This window comes from Bacillus sp. URHA0034 (assembly GCF_056280405.1).
Genome location: NZ_JBWCDK010000002.1, coordinates 1,123,700 through 1,146,133 on the forward strand (window position 1 = coordinate 1,123,700; position 22,434 = coordinate 1,146,133).

Sequence of the window (22,434 nt, forward strand, 5' to 3'; positions counted from 1 at the left end):
GTTTGTTTATCGTTTACACATATTAACAAAAAAAATTTAAGTTCTTTTTCTTAATACATGAAAACTAAATTTATCTGCCTTAAAATAGTTTACCGAAAATAGGACAGGTTCATCCGTTTCATCGAAATGCATTTGCTTTAATACTAACAATGCAGTTTCTGGGTCACATTCTAAAATGGGGGAAATTTTCTCATGGTAACCTAAAGGCTCTATTTGGGCAACTGCGTATGTAATTCTGCGATTTGCCGTTTCATCTAAAATCTGAAAAATAGATTCTTCCTCATGGGAAAATGTTTCAGGCAAAATGCTTTCCGGAACCTTGTCTATACAGTAAACAACCGGTTCTCCGTTTGCAGTTCTAACCCTCTCCATCACGAAAATCTCCTCATTAGCAGAACATGAGAATCGACGAATATCCTCTTCGGTAGGACCTTGAGTTGATGAACTTAAGAAAATAGTCCCTGGCTTCATCCCAACTTGTTTGATCATGTCAGTGACACTATTTAGTTGTTCAATCCCAGACGTAAACATAGGTCTTCCGTTAACAAAGGTACCTACACCATGGCGCCTTATGATGACGTTCTCCTCTTCTAGAATGCGAAGCGCTTCCCTAAGAGTTGCTCTGCTTACCCCCAGTTGTTTCGCAAGATCGAATTCCGAAGGCAATTTCTCTTTTTCTTTATATACCCCATTTTCAATATCCTGCTTCAACCGATCGATTACTTGTAAATATAAGTGCCGGTTATCTGACTTAATAGACATTTGCTGTTTCCTCCAGCCTTTTTCCTAAGACATCAGACATCTGATATCATTCCTACTAATCGGATTTATATTAACATTTTTTTTGGGATAAATAAATAGGAATATAAAATTTCGTCGAAAAAAGGGGGAAATAAGCTAACAAATAAAAAAACGCTTACAAAATATTGAAAAAAAGCTCGAATTTTGACGAAAAAAGCAGAAAAATAATAAAAATCAATTAACTTTCAACGTTTCTCTCCCACTACTATAGTATCAGTTTTTATAGAAATTAGACTTATAAAAAAAGAGCCATATGGCTCTTTTTTCCTACTTTTCTATATTTTAGAGGATTCCCGCTCTTAAGAGTTTATGAACTCTGTTCCTCATTTGGTTTTGCCTGTAATACGACGCGAGGTTTACTGCCTTCATATGGTCCTACCACGCCTCTGGCCTCCATTTCATCGATGAGACGTGCTGCTCGTGTATATCCGATACGGAACCGCCGTTGCAGCATCGATACTGATGCCGTCTGCATATCAATAATTAAGTCGACTGCATCGTTGTATAAATCATCATCGACGACGCCTGTTACCTCCGGAATATCATCCGGAATCATTTCTTCTTGATATTGTGCCTTTTGCTGTGAAATTACAAATTCCACTGTATCTTCTACTTCTTGGTCTGAAAGGAAGGCACCTTGAACGCGAACAGGTTTGGATGCACCGACAGGCAGGAATAACATATCCCCTCTACCAAGCAGTTTCTCTGCGCCGCCCATATCCAGGATTGTCCTAGAATCGGTCGCACTTGAAACAGCAAAGGCAATTCGTGATGGGATATTCGCTTTAATAACTCCAGTTATGACATCCACAGATGGCCGCTGGGTAGCAATAATTAAGTGAATTCCTGCTGCTCGGGCCATTTGCGCTAACCGTGTAATCGAATCCTCAACATCTGATGAAGCAACCATCATTAGATCTGCCAACTCGTCGACAATGACGACAATGTATGGTAACAAGGGCTGTTTATCATTTTCCTCAAGGTTATGTCTTCGTACATGTTCGTTATAGCCTTCAATATTACGTGTACCTGTATGAGAAAACAGTTCATAACGTCTCTCCATCTCACTTACTACTTTCTTAAGAGCTTGTGATGCTTTTTTTGCATCGGTTACTACCGGTGCTAGCAGGTGTGGAATACCATTATAAACATTTAATTCGACCATCTTCGGGTCAATCATCATTAATTTCACTTCATGCGGCTTTGCTCTCATTAGAACGCTTGTGATGATTCCATTGATGCAAACACTCTTTCCGCTTCCAGTAGCACCGGCAACAAGTAAGTGCGGCATTTTATTTAATTCCGCAAGAACGGCTTCTCCAGTTATGTCCCGGCCAAGACCGATTAATAGTTTGGCATCAGGCTTATCATTTTGAGTAGCCTCAAGCACTTCCCTTAAGGAAACCATGGCTACCTCGGAGTTCGGGACCTCAATTCCAATAGCGGATTTGCCTGGAATTGGTGCCTCAATTCGAATCCCTTTAGCTGCTAATGCTAAGGCTATGTCATCACTTAAGCTGACAATTTTACTAACTTTTACACCGACATCAGGATGTACCTCGTATTTTGTAACAGCAGGTCCTAAATGAACTTGGGTAACGCGGGCTTTTACTCCAAAGGATTGGAATGTCCGCTCCAGCTTTGCCGCATTCGCGTGAATTAATTCATATTCACCACTTTGATCTGTCTTCCTCGGCGCCTTTAACAGCCGAAGCGGTGGTAATTCGTAAGATACATTTTCGACTTCCGCTTCAGTAAACGATATTGGCGGGGTATTGTCATCTTCAGCCTCTTCAGTTTTACTCTTTTGTTCTTTCCCTTTTACTTGCTCTGTTTCTGGTTTTTCACTTGGGGAAGCATCTACATAAGCCCGATCCGCAAAACTGGAGATAATTGTCTCAGGAATAATTGTTTCTTCCTGTTCCGGTGGCACAGTGTTGATAACTGGGGCCGGCTGTCTTTGACGGTTTTCTTTTTCCTTTTGCTTCTCGGCAATACGCTCATTACGACGCTCTGTTTGTTTCTGCTTCCATTCAGACATATCCAATTTAAAGGCTTCCCATTGACCTTTTGAAAAATCGAAAATAGTGATGATAATTTTTCCAATGAAATCACCAATTGACTTTCCTGTTAGCAAAATTATTCCAATTAATATAAAAATGAATGCAATAATTTTTGTCCCTGTTTCTGCGAATAGATAGTGAAATAAGGCAAACAAAACTGCTCCGAGAATACCTCCGCCAAGGTCGGTGGTGCTTGTCTCCCCTCTTACTTCCATCATAAATAACTCCCAAGTATTACTTATTACACTTGGGTCTTTAAATTTTCCATCATTGGTAAGTAAATGAAATAAGGTTACATGACTTAACAGGAGGATGGCCGAAATAATAAAATAGGTGCCAACTAACTTAATATGAAAGAAAAAAGGAATACTCCGTTTCCACATTAAATAAACACTTAATATTACTAGCCCTAACAGTCCAAGCATATACCATTCGCCCATCCAAAAACGGAAGAAAAGAACGGTGGCTTTTCCAACTGCCCCGAGCTTGGCAATTGCAATAATTGCTAGCGCTAAAATGGCAAGGGCCGATAATTCAAATTGAACGGTCCGTTTTAAATGATTGTCTCTCTTTTTTGGTTGTCTTCTCTTTTTTTTGGCCATTTAATCACCTTGTACTAAAAATATGTTTTTCAAAAATATACAGAAGTCTTACTCATAAATATCTATAAAGAAAGCAGCCCAAATTTGGCTGCTCTTTTTCTTCTTTGATAATTATACCATAATCTTCTATTATAATGCCGATAAACCGCCAAGGTTAGCAAAAGAAATTTTTGCACCCGGACAAAGCTGCTGATTTAAATAATGTTGCGGGTCGCTGCTTAAAATACGGACTACTTCGACATGCTCTGAATCTTTTTGCTCGACCAGCATCGAGATACCCTGATAAGTAATCAGTTTTTGTTTGCTCTCTTCCACTTGTTCGGCTGGAAATATCAGTTCACTTGGCATCATCGTATATAAAATCATTGAATCAGCCCCTCATTTTTCCCCTTTTGGAGTTCAATCATATCATTTAGTTTCTTCATTGCAGGTCCTAGACCGCCTACTTCATCAATTAATCCGTATTTAACAGCATCAATACCGATGACATTTGTCCCAATATCTCTAGTTAAATTACCCTTGGCAAACATTAAATCTTTAAAGGTTTCTTCTCTAATTTTGGAATGCCCTGTTACGAAATTAACTACCCGCTCTTGCATTTTATCTAAATACTCAAAGGTTGCAGGAACTCCAATCACAAGTCCAGTCAGGCGAATAGGATGGATGGTCATCGTAGCAGTTTCTGCAATAAAAGAATAATCACAGGAAACAGCAATTGGTACCCCGATGGAATGTCCTCCCCCTAAGACAATCGAAACAGTTGGTTTTGATAGGGAGGCAATCATTTCTGATATAGCTAGTCCGGCTTCCACATCACCGCCAACTGTATTCAGGATAATCAGCACCCCTTCAATTTTTGGATTTTGTTCAATTGCAACTAATTGCGGAAGTAAATGCTCATATTTGGTTGTTTTATTTTGTGGCGGCAAGGCAAGATGTCCTTCAATTTGGCCAATTATGGTTAAGCAATGAATACTAGAATCGGCTGAGAGCTGCGGAACATTCGTTTGACCAAGTTGTTGTATCTTTTCTAATAATGGGGAAGACTTTTCCTCTTTTTGAGGCTCTTGTCCTTCTTGTTTGCCGGTATCGTTATTTTGATAATCGTTATTCATTCTACTACTCCCTCCAAGCATGATATATGTTTAGTATTTACCCGAGACACAATTTCATGCTTTAAATATAAAAAGGCACTGGCTTATTCACCAGTGCCTTTCTATATTACACTTCCATAATGATCGGAAGTATCATTGGTCTTCTTTTTGTTTTTTCATATAAGGATCGATTCAATTCATCTCTTATTTCTTGTTTTAAGCTGGCCCATTCAAACGTACCTTTTGCTGTATTTCTTTCTACGATATCACGGACTAATTTTGTAGAATCATCCATTAACTTTTCTGACTCACGTACATAGACAAAGCCCCTTGAAATAATTTCGGGCCCTGCGGCAATTTTCTTTTCCTGCTTCGTCAAAGTTACCACAACGATCAGAATACCGTCTTGTGATAAAAGCTTTCGATCACGTAACACAATATTGCCCACATCACCCACACCAATCCCATCAATTAAAACATTTCCTGATGGAACTTTACCGGTAATACCAATGCTGCCTTCTTTCCATTCGACCACATCACCGCGGTCAGGAATGACGATCTGTTGATCCGCAAGTCCACATTCCAATGCCACTTTCCTGTGTGCTTTTAGCATCTTATATTCACCGTGAACAGGAATGAAAAATTTCGGTTTCATCAAATTAATCATGAATTTTAATTCTTCTTGGCTGCCATGGCTAGATACATGAAGGGCTCGTTTGCCAGAAATCACATTAGCGCCAGCTCTAAAAAGCATATCAACCGTTTTAAATAAAAAGACTTCACTGCCCTTTAGAGGTGAGGCGGCAATTAGAACTGTATCACCTGGCTGGATGTTTAAAAGTTTATGTGATTGCTTGGCCATCTTCTGTAATGCCTCAATCGGTTCACCTTGGCTGCCTGTCATTAAAACGACAATTTCACGGTCCTGGTAGTTTTTTATTTCACTAACTGGGATAATTAGATCCTCATCAACTTCTAAATAACCTAAATCGAGCGCGATATGATAAATTTGTTCAAGGCTCTTTCCGACAACCGTGACTTTACGGCCATTTTCACTAGCAGCATTAAAAATATGCTGAATCCGATTGATATCCGATGCAAAACAAGCGGCAATAATTCGGCCTGGTGCATTATAAAAGGCATTAGACATCTCTCGTTCAACCTTGGACTCCGATGTGGTATATCCAGGGGCTTCAGCCTCTGTACTATCGGATAATAAACACAATACTCCTTGATCTCCAATGGCAGCCATTTTGCCGACTTCAGCTTTATAAAGCTTTGTTGCCCCCTGGTCAAATTTAAAATCACCTGTATAGACAATAATTCCTTCGGACGTATGAATACAAACTCCAACAGAGTCCGGAATGCTATGATTCGTTCTAAAAAAACTTGCCTGAACCGTGTCTAATTCCACCATTGTGTCTGAATCTACTTCAATAAAATTAGCTGTACCCGTAAATTCTTGTTCCCTTAGCTTTGCATTTGCAAGTGCTAGGGTAAGTTTCGTTCCATAAACAGGGACATCCACATGTGAGAGTACGTAAGACAGTGCACCAATATGGTCTTCATGTCCATGTGTTAAAAAAATGGCTTTCACCCGTTCCTTATTTTCCCTTACATATGTAATATCAGGAATGACCATATCGATACCAAGCATTTCTTCCTCGGGGAACATTAAGCCAGCATCAATAATAAATATGTCCTTGTCCACCTCAACAAGATACATATTTTTTCCGATTTCTCCTATACCACCAAGTGTAATCAACTTAATGGATGTATTCTTTTTCTTTACCAATTTACGTTTCCTCCTATGCTGACAATAGATAGATTCTTACAATAAAGCCCAGCTAAGCAACCATTAATGAGCAGAAAGCTAAGTACGGTTGTTCACTTTCAATCGCCGACCCAAGATCAGTTATAATCATTATACTTGATACCTGAAAACCTTTACAACCAATAATGATTTTTTTAAAGTAATCAGGCTGTTCTAAAAAAAAGAAGCTAACCGAACAGAACATTCGATTAGCTCTCTTGCCATCTATATACTTTTAAGAAGCGATATGAGTGTCGTCCGTTCTTCTTCAGTTAGACTAACAAGCGGAAGCCTGACTGGCCCCACATCCAACCCTTTGATTTGTAATGCAGTTTTAACTGGCCCAGGGCTTGGTGCCGCAAAAAGCCCTTGCATGAGTGGAAGTAAATGTTGATGTAATTTGGCAGCTTTAGCATGTTCTCCATCAAAAAATGCCTTAACCATTTCTTGTAATTCTTTTCCGATCACATGTGATGCCACTGAAATAACCCCTGCACCACCAATCGATAGTACTGGGATTGTTAAACTATCATCCCCGCTATAGAGGACAAAATCGTCTGCCGTATTAGCAATAATATGTGTCATGGCGTTTAAGTCGCCGCTAGCTTCCTTTACCGCCACGATATTAGGAATTTTAGAAAGACGGACCACAGTCTGCGGCTGAATTGTAACTGATGATCTCCCCGGAATATTATAAACCATCATTGGAAGGGTTGTGGCTTCTGCAATTGCCTTAAAATGCTGGTACAAACCTTCTTGGTTTGGTTTATTATAATAAGGACCGACCGCCATGATGGCATCAACACCAATCTGCTCAGCCTTTTTGGTTAATTCAACCGAGGCGTACGTATTATTACTCCCCGTTCCAGCAATTACTGGAATCCGCTTTTTTACAACTTTAACGACATGATCAAATAGAGCCAGCTTTTCTTCTTTGGAAAGCGTAGGGGATTCTCCCGTTGTTCCTGCAATCACTAGGGAATCTGTGCCATTATCAATTAAATAATTAACCAATTGAGTGGTTTTTCCAAAGTCAATATGCCCATTTTTATCAAAAGGGGTTACCATTGCTGTTGATACTCGCCCGAAATGAACCATTTTAGTACTCCTTTCAATACAATCGGAACTTATCCGCTGCAAAACGCAGCATCCATTAAAAACGTTCTTTTTTCTCTAAAGCCTTAGAAATCATACTCGACTGTTTCTTCCTCTAATTGAAAGGCATCGTGCAAGGAATTGACGGATTTAACTAAGTCCTCCTGTTTAACCAGTACCCAAATAGTTGTATGGCTGTCTGCTGATTGTAAAATACGAATTCCATAATTTGATAAGGCTGTTACGATTTTAAAGGTAATTCCTGGTACTCCTGCGATTCCCGCACCTACAACGGAAACCTTTGCACAATGGCGCTCGACTACTGGCTCATGACCTAATTCTTCTAGGACCTGAATCGCTCGATCAGTCATTTCATCTGTTACAGTATAGACAACTCCGTTAGGAGAAATATTGATAAAATCAACACTGATTTTTTCATTTGCCATCGCTTTAAATACTTCTGCCTGCAGGTTATACTGATCTTTTTTAGCAAAGACCTTTATTTGTGTAACATTTGATACGTGTGCAATCCCTGTAACCGTTCGTTCTTTAATATCACTGCCGCGATTTTCTTTATTGACGGACGTGACCAATGTCCCCAGTGAATCAGAATAAGTGGAGCGAATTCGAATCGGCACTTTTGCCTGCATGGCAATCTCAACCGCTCTAGGATGAATGACTTTGGCACCCTGATAGGCTAGGTTACATACCTCTGTATAGGTAACAACAGAAAGTGGCCGTGCGTTCTCAGCAATACGCGGATCGGCCGTCATGATCCCCTCTACATCTGTAAAAATATCAATCCATTCAGCGTTCAAGGCCGCACCTAAGGCGGCAGCGGATGTATCACTACCGCCGCGTCCAATCGTGGTCACATCGCCATTTTTTGCTGCTCCTTGAAACCCTGCCACAACGACAACATCATTGGTGTCTAATTCTCTTAGGATTCTGTCACATTTCATTTCGATGATTTTTGCATTAGTATGATCATTATTAGTACGGAAGCCTGCTTGTGCTCCTGTTAAGGCTGTAGCGTTGATTCCGCTCTCTAGTAACATATTGGTAAAGACAATACTCGAAATAACCTCACCGCAGGATAAAAGAAGATCATGTTCCCGTTTGGATATTTTGCTAAGATTACCGCCGATTAAGGATAACAGTGTATCTGTTGCATAGGGGTCTCCTTTTCTGCCCATCGCAGAAACCACTACAACCACTTTGTAGCCTTCACTTAATGCTTTTTCAATATGGCGCTTTGCATGTTTTCTGCTTTCGTCATCTTTAACAGATGTCCCGCCAAATTTTTGAACAATTATTTTCATGTAAACACCAAACCCTGCCTTTATGATGTAGCCTTATTTAACTAGACCTAATTCTACTAACCTTTCAGCAATTTGAACTGAGTTCCAAGCTGCTCCTTTAAGTAAGTTATCTGAAACAACCCACATATGGAAGCCGCGGTCTTCATCAATGTCTTTTCTAATACGCCCTACAAACACATCATTCTTTCCAACGCAATGTGCAGGCATCGGATATACTTGATTTTCTGGATCATCCTGTAAAACAACTCCAGGAGCATCCTTTAGTAAAGCCTTTATTTCCTGAGCACTGACACCTTCTGTTTCCACTTCAAAATAAACGGATTCAGAGTGTCCCACCGCAACAGGAAGTCTTACACACGTTGCAGAAACTTGTAAATCAGGAAGATGCATAATTTTTTTCGTCTCATTAATCATTTTCATTTCTTCGAATGTATAGCCGTTTTCTTGAAATTTATCTATTTGTGGAATTGCGTTAAAAGCAATTTGATAATGATTTTTGTCGGCTTTCACCGGTAAAATTTTAGGTTCGACTGTTTCTCCGGCTAAAATCGATTTTGTTTGTTCCATTAATTCTTCAACAGCGACAGCCCCTGCCCCAGAAACTGCTTGATAGGTCGATACAATCACTTTTTTCAAGCCGAATTTTTGGCGGATTGGTTCTAACGCTACAACCATTTGAATCGTCGAGCAGTTCGGGTTGGCAATAATGCCAGTGTGTTCATGTAAATCTGCTTCGTTTACCTCAGGTACAACTAATGGCTTATCTGCATCCATTCTGAAGGCACTAGTGTTGTCCACGACGATGGCGCCACGTTTAACGGCTTCCGGAGCAAGTTCCTTAGATACATTGCCACCAGCACTAAATAACGCTATGTCAACACCTTCAAAGCTTTCAGGCTTTGCTTCTTGAATTGTGATTTCCTGTCCATTTACTTCGACTACTTTTCCAGCCGAGCGGGCTGATGAAAGCAGGGTAAGTTTGCTAATAGGAAAGTTCTCTTTCACTAGTGTTTGGATCATTTGTTGTCCAACCGCTCCTGTTGCTCCTACCACCGCAACGTGAAAACCTTTTTGCTGACTCATTTCTAGTTCCCCTTTCAAACCTGCACTGAACATTAGTGGTTATTCTTAAATTTACATCAGAAGGGGATGACCCCTCTGATGAAAGATTAATTTATTTTAACATATTCTTATTAAGAAATAACCTTTTTTAGCGAAAGTGGGGAAATTTAGTCGGAATCTTTGTATCTCTCCACTAGAACTGGCTGGAGTTGTTTTCCTAGAAGCGCAGCTTCCACTGTTTGTGTTAGCAGCGTCATTCTGGCAACCATGGAATTTGGCTTATTCATTGGATCGTCTTGACCATAGGGAATAAAATAAATATTTTTGGTAGACATCAGCCTCATGAGATTAATTCCATTTAACCCTAAGGCATCATTTGTTGAAATTCCAAGGACAACGGGCTTTAAATTTCTTAGTGTTGCCTTAGCAGCCATTAAGACTGGACTATCATTCATAGCATTTGCAAACTTACTCATCGAAACACCTGTTAAGGGTGCAATGATCATGCAATCCAGAGGAATTTTGGGACCTAACGGTTCTGCTTTTACAATCGAGTCAATGACCTTATTTCCAGTCAAGTCTTCTATTCTTTGAATCCAATCTTCCCCCTTGCCAAAACGTGTATCTGTATTTTTCACGGTAAAGGTTACAACTGGCATTACCTCCGCACCGGCATGAACGAGTTTTTCTATTTCCGGGAATACAGCGTCATACGTACAATGTGAGCCCGTTAGACCAAAGCCAATTCTTTTACCTTTTAAATTCATTTCACTTTCCCCTTTCGCTTTCCTAAATCCTCTTGAAGCAGCTGGGCTAGGACATTGGCAAGTATTTGACCTGCTGTTTTAGGTGCTACAATTCCAGGTAGTCCGGGTGCGAGCAGTGCTTTTATACCCCTTTTTTCTGCATATCTGAAATCAGTCCCGCCAGGCTTTGAGGCCAGGTCGATAATGAGGGTGTGGGCAGGGAGTTTTGAGATTACCATGGCTGTAACAATAAGATGTGGTGCAGTATTAATTAAAATATCGGTATCTTTTACTTTATTAACTAATTCACTTAAATGGAATGGAGTTAGACCCATTTCCGTAATTCTAGCCAAATGCTCACTTTTTCTTGCCCCAACCTTTACCTTTGCTCCAAGAGCTGCAAAGGTTCTCGCTACACTCATTCCTACCCTTCCTAAACCCAGTACGGTCACATTCGATCCATGAATAGTAAAGTCTGTATGTTGAATGGCCATCATAATCGTTCCTTCAACAGTTGGGATCGAATTGTAAATGGCAACATCGTCTCTTTCAAATAATTGAATCAGGGGACGTTTTGCCTCTTTTGTTATCTCATTTAAATAAGAGTTAGAGATGCCTGAATAGATGGAGCAATGTTCCGGGGTTTTGCTTAAAATTTCACCTGTTAAAATCACCTTTTCGTTCGAAAAGATGGTTTCTACCTGTCCTTCTAAGTTTGTTCCAGGCACTGGAAGAATCAGGGCATCAATATTGGAAAAATCAACTTCATCGAGCTTTTCTTTGACGGCACCGGTAAAGGCGTGATCAAGCTGTTCAAAACCAATAAGCGATAATCTCGCGTCTAATTCGGTTAACCTACGGATGATTTCCAGCTGTCTGGCATCACCGCCCATTACGGCTATCTGCATCCCTGTCAGCATGAAAACATTCACCTTCTTTTTTTTATAAATCCAACTTAGAATTCCTTTTACTGTTATCACTTCAACATCTTATGTAAGATTGCTTGATTCGGTGAGTTTTCCATGACAGGAAATAAAAAAAGCCCAAGCAAAGGTAATTTTGCCTGGGCTTCTTTCCTAACGACCATCTGATTCGGGTACATCAATGATAATCATATCGGAACCTATTTTTTTTATATGCTGCCATGGCACCCTGACTTCCTCACCTTGTTTACGAAAACCAAACCATTTTAGGGAAGGAATTAGTAGTGCCTGAATCTGACCTGTGTGTTCATTTATTTCTAAATCTGTTTGTCCTAGTACTCCAAGCCGCTCTGCTTTTTTTACATCGACAATTTCTTTCCCGCTTAGTTCACTTAACCTCATAGCCATATCCCCCACAACCGCTTTTTCTATTAGTGTATAAAGCGAGGGCAAAATTTAGAATAAAAAAAGCGGATTCGCTGTCTAACAGTCTACGAGCTGCTAGGAACTTGAACTAACCACTATAGAAAAAAGAGGTATCCGCAAATACCGAATACCTCTTTTGAATTAAGCTAATTTATTAGGGAATTCACCGTTCGGACTAATTAAGGTTACGGAGTATTTATCAGTAAAGATGTCTCTTGCCATTCCATCCACACTCTTTTTGGTAACAGCATCAATCTGCTCGATAATTTCATCCAGTGAGCGATGGCGTTTTAAAAGAAGCTCATTTTTCCCATTACGGCTCATGCGGCTATTGGTACTCTCTAAACTCAACATCAAACTGCCCTTTAATTGTTCCTTACTATTCGTAAGTTCCTTTTCGGTAATTCCATCTTGTTTTAACTTCTCTAACGTTTCTTGAATGGTCTCAAATAAAAGATCCAGCTGTTTAGCTCCGGTTCCTCCGTAAACTGTCAAAATCCCGCTATCTAAATAGGCTGAATGGTACGAGAATACAGAATAGGCCAGCCCTCGTTGTTCACGCACCTCTTGAAATAACCTGGAGCTCATGCTGCCGCCTAAAATATTATTTAGGGTAATTAAACTATAAACATCCTCATGTCCAACCTTCAAGCCTTCAAACCCGATACAAAGGTGTGCCTGTTCTGTTTCTTTCTTTCGGGAAATTCGGTTTGAATGAAAGACCGGTATATTTTCAGGTACTTCCTTTGAATCGCCTTGATAAGAGCCAAAATAGTTTTCAACATCCTTAATAAAACTCTCTGATATATTTCCAGCAATCGAAATAACCACATTTTCAGGTGTATACCGTTGATGAATATATTCATTTAAAGACTCACCTGTAAAAGTATTTAAGGTTTCTTCCGTCCCTAGTATAGGATATCCAAGCGGATGGTCTTCGAAAACTGCCCTGCTCAACAAATCATGAACAATATCATCTGGTGTATCTTCATACATTTTAATTTCTTCCAAGACAACATTTCTTTCCTTGTTTAACTCCTCTTCGACAAAAGTAGAGTTAAAGAACATGTCTGCTAATACATCTAAGGCAAACTTAGAATGGGTATCAAGTACTTTTGCATAGTAGCAAGTATACTCCTTTGATGTAAAAGCATTAACTTGACCGCCAATACTATCAAATGATTCAGCAATTTCCTTTGCTGATCTTGTTGTTGTCCCTTTGAAAAACATGTGTTCAAGGAAATGAGAAATACCATTTGTCTGAGGATCCTCATTCCTAGAACCCGTTCCAATCCATACACCGATCGCAACCGATCGGACCGTAGGGATATTTTCCAGAACAATTCTTACTCCGTTTTGGCAAGTGTACTTATTAATCATCGACTTCCTCCTGTCTATACAACGAAACTTCAAACAGCAAGTGGATCCCCACTGTTGAACTAATCGGACTTTTACAGGCAGCTGCCCCCCGCCTATAGAATTTTTTCCTCTAAGTTTTCAAAAGCTGTTGTCTTCTTGCTCATGTTTAGTAGGATTATACTGCAGGCGCTACTATTCCAATTATTTATTATACTTACTTAAATGTATTTTCTCCAATTTCTGAGATAATTTGCCTAAATTATTTTATTATTCTTTCCTCATCCATTAATTCACTAACCGTACCTATATGCAAATTCTTTTTTTCAATTAATGTAATTAACCTGTCTAGAGATTTTGCTGTCGATTCTGTGGGGTGCATGAGAACCATTGAGCCTTTATCAATTTTAGAGATAACACGATTAATCAAAACGTCAGGAGACGGCTTTCGCCAATCCACCGTGTCAACCGTCCACATCACCGTTTTCATGTTTAAATCATGAGCTATTTTAACCGTTTCATCGCGGTAGCTCCCGCTTGGAGGTGCAAACCATACACTTTTTTCACCTGTGGCGGCTTCAATAATTTCATTTGTTTTGATCATTTGTTCTCTTGCCTTCGCGGCCGTGAGCTTGCTCATATCTGGATGTGAATAGGAATGGTTTCCTACCTCATGACCAGCGCTAACAATCATTTTGGCGAGTTCCGGATTTTTTTTTGTCCAGTTTCCTTCAAGGAAAAAGGTGGCAGAGACGTTATGCTTTTTTAATGTTGCAAGCATATCGGATAAATATTCATTTCCCCATGCTACATTTATAATGAAAGAAACCATCGGTTTATCGGGATGGCCTTTATAAATCGGAGTGGGTGGCAAATTCTCAAGATGTACCTTCGGTTTTGTTTGGACGAACACAAGCTTTTGCTCATCAAATTTGCCTTTTTTCTTCATCTTTTTATAGGACGCAGCTATATCTACTTTAATTCCATTATACCCAGGAATGGCCTTCCAAACAGAATCAATCTTTGCATCGGAAGGCGGGACTTCATATGTATGTGCACTTTTTACTATTTCTTGGTACAGAGGATCTGTCTGCTTCACGACCGGAAGTGCAGATTCTGTTAACGATGCTATATAGTCTTCAACAATAGGATTGTTGACGGAAAACCAAGCTGCCAAACAAATGACCATTAAAATACCAGCCTTTTTCATCTACCATTCCCCCTTCCTTAAAGATTATGTCTAAGGAGGACAAGGTAGAACAGAAAAGCAGAAGCCCCTGTCAGACACTGGCTAGACAATTTTGCATAGAAAAAGCCAGGGATTCCCTGACTTTTTCCTTTTATATATCATTTCTGGATTACTGCTTTTCTTCTGCCTTCTCACGCTGCTCTTTTAAAACTGCTTTTCGAGACAGGTTTACCCGGCCTTGCTTGTCAATTTCTGTTACCTTCACCAAAATTTCGTCGCCAATCTTCACGACATCTTCCACTTTGCCTACTCGCTCTTCAGCAAGTTCAGAAATGTGGACTAGTCCGTCTTTTCCAGCGAAGATTTCAACAAAGGCGCCAAACTTTTCAATCCGTTTAACCTTACCTAGGTACATTTCGCCTACTTGAACTTCCCGGACGATATCTTCAATGATTTTCCTCGCCTTTTGGTTCATTTCTTGATTAGTTGAGGCAATAAAGACTGTACCATCTTGCTCGATATCGATCTTAACGCCGGTTTCTTCAATGATCTTATTGATTTGTTTACCGCTTGGTCCAATTACATCACGAATCTTATCTGGATTGATGGTCATCGTTAAGATTTTTGGAGCAAACTTCGATAGCTCTGTTCTTGGTTCTGTAATCGTAGCAAGCATGGAATCTAAAATATGCATTCTGCCCACTTTTGCTTGCTGAAGGGCTTCTTCTAAAATTTCACGGGAAAGACCTTCAATTTTAATATCCATCTGAAGAGCGGTTACACCTTTTGATGTTCCGGCAACCTTAAAGTCCATGTCCCCTAGATGGTCTTCCATACCTTGAATATCAGATAATACCGTGTAATGCTCACCTGATTTAACAAGTCCCATCGCAATCCCAGCAACTGGAGCCTTGATTGGAACACCGGCATCCATCATCGCTAGTGTACTGGCACAAATACTAGCTTGTGATGTGGAACCATTGGATTCAAGTACTTCAGAAACAAGCCGGATTGTATATGGGAAATCTTTTTCAGACGGGATCACTGGTTCAAGGGCACGTTCTCCAAGTGCACCATGTCCAATTTCACGACGGCCTGGACCACGGATCGGACCTGTTTCCCCTACACTAAAGGAAGGGAAGTTATAGTGGTGCATAAACCGTTTTTCCTCTTCAATTCCTAAACCATCAAGGATTTGAACATCCCCCATTGCTCCAAGGGTACAAATACTTAAAGCTTGAGTCTGTCCGCGGGTAAATAAACCGGAACCATGCGTACGAGGTAATATGCTTACTTGGGATGACAATGGACGAATTTCATCTATTTTACGGCCATCCGGACGGACCTTCTCAACCGTAATTAAACGACGGACTTCACCCTTAACAATCTTGTCCAAGATCTGCTTAACCTGCTTTAAATCTTCATCTGTAGCTTCTTGCTCTTCGTATCTTGCAATAACTTGGTTTTTAACCTCTTTAATTGCATCCTCACGAGCATGCTTTTCTTGAACCTGAATGGCCTTTACCATGTCAGCTTCGCAAATTTCTCTAACGTCAGCTTCAAGCTCTTGATCAATTTCATATAAAGTAATTTGTCGTTTTTCTTTACCAATTTCAGCGACAATTTTTTCTTGGAACTCAATTAAACGCTTGATTTCATCATGACCAAACATGATGGCTTCCAGCATGGTTTCTTCAGGTACTTCCAAAGCCCCTGCTTCAACCATGTTAATCGCATCTTTTGTACCGGCAACCGTTAAGTGAATATCACTTTTTTCCGCCTGTTCAACAGTTGGATTAATAACAAATTCATTATTTACACGTCCAACCACAACACCTGCAATGGGCCCCTCAAAAGGGATATCAGATGTACTAAGTGCCAGCGAAGAACCGAACATAGCCGCCATTTCCGTTGAACAATCTTGATCAACGCTCATGACAATGCTGATGACTTGTACATCATTTCGGAACCCATCGGCAAAAAGCGGACGAATCGGACGGTCAATCAAACGGCTTGCTAAAATAGCCTTCTCACTTGGTCGTCCTTCCCGTTTAATAAAGCCTCCCGGAATCTTACCGACGGCATATAAACGTTCTTCATAGTTAACCGTTAATGGAAAAAAATCGAGGTTTTTTGGTTCTTTTGATGCAGTGGCAGTACTTAATACAGCTGTATCTCCATAACGGACTAATACTGCACCGTTTGCTTGTTTCGCTAATTGGCCAATTTCAACCGTTAATTTACGGCCGGCCCAATCCATAGAATATTCATGTTTTATTTGTTCCATATTTTTACCCCTCTCTAACTAAATCCTTAGAAGGATGATACGAAAGAAAAGCCCTCTCGGATAATCATCAAACTAATTCTAACTCATATAAAAAAAGCCTTTAAAGCTTATTGTTTAAACCAAATTATTAATAGTATGCACAGAAAAGCTTAGACTTAAAATTATGTATAAAAAAATGTTTTTTTGCTAACAAAAAAGCGGGAAAAATCCCGCTTCTGTTAACTAACGACGTAGACCAAGCTTATTAATTAATACACGGTAACGTTGAACATCTTTATTACGTAAGAAAGTTAAAAGATTACGACGTTTACCTACCATTTTCAAAAGACCGCGACGTGAGTGGTGATCTTTCTTGTGTGTACGTAAGTGCTCGTTCAAATTATTGATTGATTCTGTAAGGACAGCGATTTGAACTTCTGCAGATCCAGTGTCGTTCTCATGAGTTTTATACTCATTGATAAGTTCGTTTTTACGTTCTTGAGTGATTGCCATCCGGTTCACCTCCTAAAGTTTTCATATCCCCTGTTACCGAGCAAGCGTCGGAGACTCGACTTGCCAAGTAAAGGTTTGTTTTAATACGTATTTAAGAATACATGGTTTTAATGCAAAATGCAAGTTAAAACCTGAACATATTCTAAGAAATCCTTCTTTTTGCAAGTAAGTTAGAAAGATTGTCGATTTTTTTCAAAATAAGCTAGTGTGTTTTGTTTATCTTTTTCAATCTGGGTCACCAGTTCGCTGATACCTGAAAATTTCTGTTCTTTACGAAGATAACGATGCCATTCAATTACTACCTCACTGCCATAGATATCCTCATTGAAATCAAACAAATGAACTTCGACAGAAAGTTTTAATGATTCTTTATTAAAGGTAGGTTTATAGCCCACATTACATACGCCATTAAACCAGCCGTTAGCAACCTTAAATCTAACGGCGTAAACACCCGTTGGCGGTATTATATATTCGTCGTAAAGATCAACATTAGCTGTAGGGAAACCGATTGTTCGCCCGCGTTTATCCCCGTGAACGACAATACCCGATGTAGTATAGAAGCGACCGAGTAGAATGGGCAGCTCCAACGTTTCACCCGCTTTGAGCAGGCGGCGGATTCTTGTGGAACTTACCTTTTCATTCCCTTGCACATATTCCGGAACAACCGTATAACTAAACTGATCTCGTGAGTGAAAGGGCAAGGTCTCCATCGTTCCTTTGCCCATCCGCCCATAGGTAAAATCAAATCCAGCCACAACGTGTTGAACATTTAAACCAATCACATATTGGTCAATAAATTCTTGTGGTAAAAGAGAGGCAAACTCTGGGGTGAACTCGATAATAAATAAATAATCAATCCCCAAATCTTCAATTATTTTCACTTTTTCAGATAATGGGGTAATATAGTGAACATGCTGTGTATTCTTCCCTAACACAACGGAAGGATGAGGGTCGAACGTCATAACAGCACTCGATAAAGCTTTTTCCTCCGCCTGTCTTTTTGCCTCAAGGATAACTTGTTGATGTCCGAGGTGGACACCGTCAAAATAACCTAAAGCCATAGCTAAAGAAGGGAACTCTGGATTAACAAAATTAATTGGGTAACTAAGCCGGATAACTTCCAATAAAACTCACCTTTTCTATTCCGTACCTTATTATTAACTCTCGTTTCGTAATACCTTAACGGGTTTGAGGAGATCCGGCTTGCTAGGATGCTTAGCATAAATAGCTAGTGCCGTTCCATCGTCCGTTTCAGCGATAATTGGTCCGTTAATTGATTTTAAATAATCTGGTGTTTGTAACAGTGCACCATTTTTCACTTTCTCTGCTACTTTATCATTAATACGAAATTTCGGCAAATGAGAAAGTGCTGTTTCCAACGGTCTTAAAACGTTCGAAATCGTCCCCTCTTCCATACATTTTTCAATCTCTTCAAAGGTTAAACAATCCTCCAAATGAAAGCTGGCTGATTGAATTCTTTGTAAGTATGACATATGAGCAGGAAAACCAAGCAGCTCCCCAATCATCACTGCCAACGTACGGATATAAGTCCCTTTGCTGCAGCGAACCTGAAAACGAAATGAAATCATTTCTCCCGTAAATTGTTCTCTTTCATCAAGTAAATCAATTGAGTAAATGGATACCACTCTCGTTGGCCGTTCCACTTCTATCCCTTTTCGGGCATATTCGTAAAGACGGACACCTCCCACCTTAACGGCTGAATACATCGGCGGAGTTTGTTCAATTTCCCCTGTCAACGATTGGAGCACGTTGAGAATTTCTTCCCTTGTAACGACGCAATTAACCGCTTTACGTTCTACTACCTCACCAGAAGAATCTTCTGTTGTCGTGGAAAATCCAATCGTTACTTCCCCTAAGTAGGCTTTGCCAGCATCCGTTATGTATTCCGCTACCTTTGTTGCTTTGCCAATACAAATTGGCAGGACACCCGTAACGTCTGGATCTAACGTGCCGGTATGACCAACTTTTTTTGTTTTTAAAATTTTCCGCAGCCTAAAAACACAATCATGTGATGTTAGTCCGGCGGGCTTATATAATGGCAGGATTCCTTCCATTTCACTTTTCCTTTCTATTCATATCATGATTAACTCAGATTTTTTTTAGAACAATTAAAAAAAGGGATAGACATGATGTCTATCCACTATTCTTCCTCATGCTTTTCATACGGTTTATCATCGTCCGTATGCAATTGATGGAGAAGGGTCTCAATTCGATTTCCGTAATCGATTGATTCATCCCATTCAAAGATGATTTCAGGTGTTTTACGAAGGCGGATACGGTGTCCTATTTCGGTTCGGATAAAACCTTTTGCTTTGGCTAGACCTTTTAATGTATTCTCCTTTTGCTCGTCATCACCTAAAACGGATATAAATACTTTAGCTTGTTGAAGATCTCCAGATACTTGAACATCTGTTACGGTCACAAAACCGATCCGAGGATCTTTAATTTTCCGGCCGATAATATCACTAAGTTCTTTCTTCATCTGTTCTCCAACACGATTTGCTCTGTGGCTCATTGCATTCACCTCTTAACTTAAAGCCATTCAATCTCGGTGATCGTTCTTTCTATTTCTGGAAATGAGTCGATTAGTTTGAACGCATTTTGTAATTCATGCTCGGTAGCAACCCGTGTGGATGTAACAACTGCAATGGCAATCTTTGTTCTTTGCCAAACATCTTGATAATCCACTTCTGCAACAGATACATTAAATCTCTGTTTTAAACGGGTAAGGATTCGCTGCAGTACCGCCCGTTTATCTTTTAAAGAATGGGCATCATAAATCATGCATTCGCATTCGGCTACGCCGACGATCATTTACGCTCGACTTCTTCCATTACATATGCCTCAATGATATCTCCTTCTTTAACATCATTGAAGTTTTTAATTGTGATTCCACATTCATAACCTTGTGCAACCTCTTTAGCGTCATCTTTAAATCGTTTCAATGCATCGATTTGCCCTTCAAAGATTACAACACCATTGCGGATTAAACGAATTCCGCTGTCACGAGTGATTTTTCCATCAGTAACATATGAACCAGCAATCGTACCCACTTTTGATACCTTAAAGGTTTGACGAATTTCAGCCTGCCCAATAATTTTTTCTTGGAATTCAGGGTCAAGCATCCCTTTCATGGCTGCTTCAATTTCTTCAATTACTTTATAAATAATCCGGTGGAGACGAACATCGACTTTTTCAGCTTCAGCCGCACGCTTTGCATTTACATCGGGACGAACGTTGAAGCCAATTACGATCGCATTTGATGCTGCCGCAAGAGTAATATCAGATTCATTAATAGCACCAGCACCATTATGAATGATTTTAATATTCACGCCTTCAACATCAATTTTCTGCAGGGAAGCTGCGACTGCTTCAGCGGATCCTTGAACATCAGCTTTTAAAATAATGTTTAAATCCTTCATTTCACCCTGCTTTAACTGCTCAAACAGATTATCCAAGCTGACAATTGATTTTTCACCGCGATGTGCTGCTAATGCAACTTGGGCACGGGCCTCACCAATTTGACGAGCCGTTTTTTCGTCTTCGAATACGACGAAACGATCTCCTGCTTGCGGTACATCATTCAAACCTGTGATTTCAACAGGAGTAGATGGTCCTGCTTCTTTCACACGGCGTCCTTTATCATTAACCATGGCACGAACACGGCCAAAGGTATTTCCAACAACGATTGGATCACCTATTTTTAGTGTACCATTTTGTACTAATAATGTTGCAACAGAACCGCGTCCTTTATCCAATTGGGCTTCGATTACTGTTCCAACTGCATTTCGGTTTGGATTTGCTTTATATTCTTCTACTTCGCCAACGAGTAGAATCATTTCAAGCAGATTATCGATACCCTCTCCTGTTTTTGCGGAAAGTGGTACAAAGATAGTATCCCCACCCCATGCTTCTGCTACTAATCCATGTTCAGTTAATTCTTGCATAACACGGTCAGCATTGGCAGCTTCTTTATCCATTTTATTAACTGCTACAATAATTGGAACTTCCGCTGCTTTTGCATGGTTAATCGCTTCAACCGTTTGTGGCATTACGCCGTCATCGGCTGCCACCACAAGAATCGTAATGTCAGTAATTTGTGCACCACGGGCACGCATCGTTGTAAATGCAGCATGTCCAGGAGTATCTAGGAAGGTAATTTTCTTACCGTTTTCAACAACTTGGTAGGCGCCAATATGCTGGGTAATTCCACCGGCTTCGCCTTCCGTTACCTTTGTATTCCTGATGGAATCAAGCAAGGTTGTTTTACCATGGTCAACGTGTCCCATAATCGTGACAACCGAAGGTCTTTCCACCAAGTTTTCCGAAGCGTCTTCTGTAAAATACACTTCTAAATCAGTAGTATCAATTTTGATTTCTTCTTCTACTTCAACGCCATACTCGCCGGCAATTAATTCAATTGCATCTTTATCAAGCACCTGGTTGATGGTTGCCATAACACCCAGTAAAAACAGCTTTTTAATGATTTCAGATGGTTCACGATAGATCTTTTTCGCTAATTCTCCAACCGTTAAAGATTCACTAAAGGTAATTTTAGTTGGCAGCTCTTTTTCCTTTTTCTTGACAGGCTGAGAATGTTGAACTGGGGTGTGTGTTTTCTTTTTATTATTATTACGATTTTGGTTATTATTACGATTTTGATTATTATTATATGGCTTTGCCTTAGCTTTATCAGCATTATTAAACACTTTATTTTCTTTTGATTGGTATTCTTGGTTTTGCTTTTTGCCCTCCACCTGTTTTGGTGGTGAGACAACTTTTACCTTGCTGGGAGCTGTATTTTTATCGGCAGCTTCCTCAAATGCTTTTGGTGATCTCGCCTGTACTTGAGGTTTTTGACCTGTTTGTGCCGGTCTTTGGTTTTGGCGGTTTTGCTGCCCTCCAGAACGGACATTTGAACGGTTTTGCTGCCCATTGTTTTGTTTGGGCTGCGAAGTAGAACCTTCTGCCTTTTTGTTATATGTGGCATCCAGCTTTTTTACATCTGCATCTTCTATTGTTGCCATATGATTGGATACCTCTATATTCATTTCTTTTAGTTTATTGATAATTTCTTTACTTGAAATATTGTGTTTTTTTGCGTATTCATAAACACGGATTTTACTCATATTGTTTCACCCC

General features: G+C 39.9%; 20 protein-coding genes. All 20 read right to left on the minus strand.

The window, feature by feature from the left end:
* Positions 1-36: 36 nt before the first annotated feature.
* The gene (locus ACZ9EE_RS07495; RefSeq protein ID WP_476026016.1) at positions 37-762 is read right to left on the minus strand and encodes a GntR family transcriptional regulator; all 726 of its coding nucleotides are present in this window, start codon (positions 760-762) and stop codon (positions 37-39) included.
* Positions 763-1,108: 346 nt separating this feature from the next.
* Positions 1,109-3,466 (minus strand): DNA translocase FtsK, encoded by a 2,358-nt coding sequence (locus ACZ9EE_RS07500; RefSeq protein WP_476026017.1) that lies wholly within the window; start codon positions 3,464-3,466, stop codon positions 1,109-1,111.
* Positions 3,467-3,595: 129 nt separating this feature from the next.
* Entirely contained in the window at positions 3,596-3,832 is a 237-nt protein-coding gene (locus tag ACZ9EE_RS07505; RefSeq protein ID WP_476026018.1) for a YlzJ-like family protein, read from the minus strand.
* Entirely contained in the window at positions 3,829-4,581 is a 753-nt protein-coding gene (locus ACZ9EE_RS07510; protein WP_476026019.1) for a ClpP family protease, read from the minus strand. Before ACZ9EE_RS07510 ends, ACZ9EE_RS07505 begins: the two co-directional genes overlap by 4 nt.
* 106 nt (positions 4,582-4,687) lie before the next feature.
* A complete protein-coding gene (locus tag ACZ9EE_RS07515; protein WP_476026020.1) occupies positions 4,688-6,355 on the minus strand; it encodes a ribonuclease J in 1,668 nt (555 codons plus the stop codon).
* Positions 6,356-6,598: 243 nt separating this feature from the next.
* Positions 6,599-7,471, minus strand: coding sequence for a 4-hydroxy-tetrahydrodipicolinate synthase (dapA, locus tag ACZ9EE_RS07520; RefSeq protein WP_476026021.1), 873 nt, complete (start codon positions 7,469-7,471; stop codon positions 6,599-6,601).
* 83 nt (positions 7,472-7,554) lie between these two features.
* Positions 7,555-8,790 carry an aspartate kinase gene (gene dapG / locus ACZ9EE_RS07525; RefSeq protein WP_476026022.1) on the minus strand — a complete coding sequence of 412 codons (1,236 nt, stop codon included), beginning with the start codon at positions 8,788-8,790 and terminating at the stop codon, positions 7,555-7,557.
* A gap of 33 nt (positions 8,791-8,823) precedes the next feature.
* Entirely contained in the window at positions 8,824-9,873 is a 1,050-nt protein-coding gene (gene asd / locus ACZ9EE_RS07530; protein WP_476026023.1) for an aspartate-semialdehyde dehydrogenase, read from the minus strand.
* 146 nt (positions 9,874-10,019) lie between these two features.
* Complete coding sequence (gene dpaB / locus ACZ9EE_RS07535) at positions 10,020-10,619, minus strand: dipicolinate synthase subunit B (RefSeq protein WP_476026024.1); 600 nt, start codon at positions 10,617-10,619, stop codon at positions 10,020-10,022.
* The gene (gene dpaA / locus ACZ9EE_RS07540) at positions 10,616-11,518 is read right to left on the minus strand and encodes a dipicolinic acid synthetase subunit A (RefSeq protein ID WP_476026025.1); all 903 of its coding nucleotides are present in this window, start codon (positions 11,516-11,518) and stop codon (positions 10,616-10,618) included. The genes dpaB and dpaA overlap by 4 nt, the downstream gene beginning before the upstream one ends.
* Positions 11,519-11,674: 156 nt before the next feature.
* The gene (locus tag ACZ9EE_RS07545; RefSeq protein WP_476026026.1) at positions 11,675-11,923 is read right to left on the minus strand and encodes a YlmC/YmxH family sporulation protein; all 249 of its coding nucleotides are present in this window, start codon (positions 11,921-11,923) and stop codon (positions 11,675-11,677) included.
* Positions 11,924-12,088: 165 nt separating this feature from the next.
* Positions 12,089-13,327 (minus strand): M16 family metallopeptidase, encoded by a 1,239-nt coding sequence (locus ACZ9EE_RS07550; RefSeq protein ID WP_476026027.1) that lies wholly within the window; start codon positions 13,325-13,327, stop codon positions 12,089-12,091.
* Positions 13,328-13,565: 238 nt separating this feature from the next.
* The gene (locus tag ACZ9EE_RS07555) at positions 13,566-14,513 is read right to left on the minus strand and encodes a polysaccharide deacetylase family protein (RefSeq protein ID WP_476026028.1); all 948 of its coding nucleotides are present in this window, start codon (positions 14,511-14,513) and stop codon (positions 13,566-13,568) included.
* A 148-nt stretch (positions 14,514-14,661) separates the two neighbouring features.
* The gene (gene pnp, locus ACZ9EE_RS07560) at positions 14,662-16,779 is read right to left on the minus strand and encodes a polyribonucleotide nucleotidyltransferase (protein ID WP_476026029.1); all 2,118 of its coding nucleotides are present in this window, start codon (positions 16,777-16,779) and stop codon (positions 14,662-14,664) included.
* A gap of 222 nt (positions 16,780-17,001) precedes the next feature.
* Entirely contained in the window at positions 17,002-17,271 is a 270-nt protein-coding gene (gene rpsO / locus ACZ9EE_RS07565) for a 30S ribosomal protein S15 (RefSeq protein ID WP_149869610.1), read from the minus strand.
* Between the two features lie 170 nt (positions 17,272-17,441).
* Positions 17,442-18,395: a bifunctional riboflavin kinase/FAD synthetase gene (gene ribF, locus ACZ9EE_RS07570; protein ID WP_476026030.1), complete on the minus strand. Its 954-nt coding sequence runs from the start codon at positions 18,393-18,395 to the stop codon at positions 17,442-17,444.
* Positions 18,396-18,428: 33 nt separating this feature from the next.
* Complete coding sequence (gene truB / locus ACZ9EE_RS07575; protein WP_476026031.1) at positions 18,429-19,346, minus strand: tRNA pseudouridine(55) synthase TruB; 918 nt, start codon at positions 19,344-19,346, stop codon at positions 18,429-18,431.
* Between the two features lie 86 nt (positions 19,347-19,432).
* The gene (gene rbfA / locus ACZ9EE_RS07580; RefSeq protein ID WP_476026032.1) at positions 19,433-19,807 is read right to left on the minus strand and encodes a 30S ribosome-binding factor RbfA; all 375 of its coding nucleotides are present in this window, start codon (positions 19,805-19,807) and stop codon (positions 19,433-19,435) included.
* Between the two features lie 17 nt (positions 19,808-19,824).
* Positions 19,825-20,106 carry a DUF503 domain-containing protein gene (locus ACZ9EE_RS07585; protein WP_476026033.1) on the minus strand — a complete coding sequence of 94 codons (282 nt, stop codon included), beginning with the start codon at positions 20,104-20,106 and terminating at the stop codon, positions 19,825-19,827.
* Positions 20,103-22,421: a translation initiation factor IF-2 gene (infB, locus tag ACZ9EE_RS07590; protein WP_476026034.1), complete on the minus strand. Its 2,319-nt coding sequence runs from the start codon at positions 22,419-22,421 to the stop codon at positions 20,103-20,105. The genes ACZ9EE_RS07585 and infB overlap by 4 nt, the downstream gene beginning before the upstream one ends.
* Positions 22,422-22,434 lie beyond the last annotated feature (13 nt).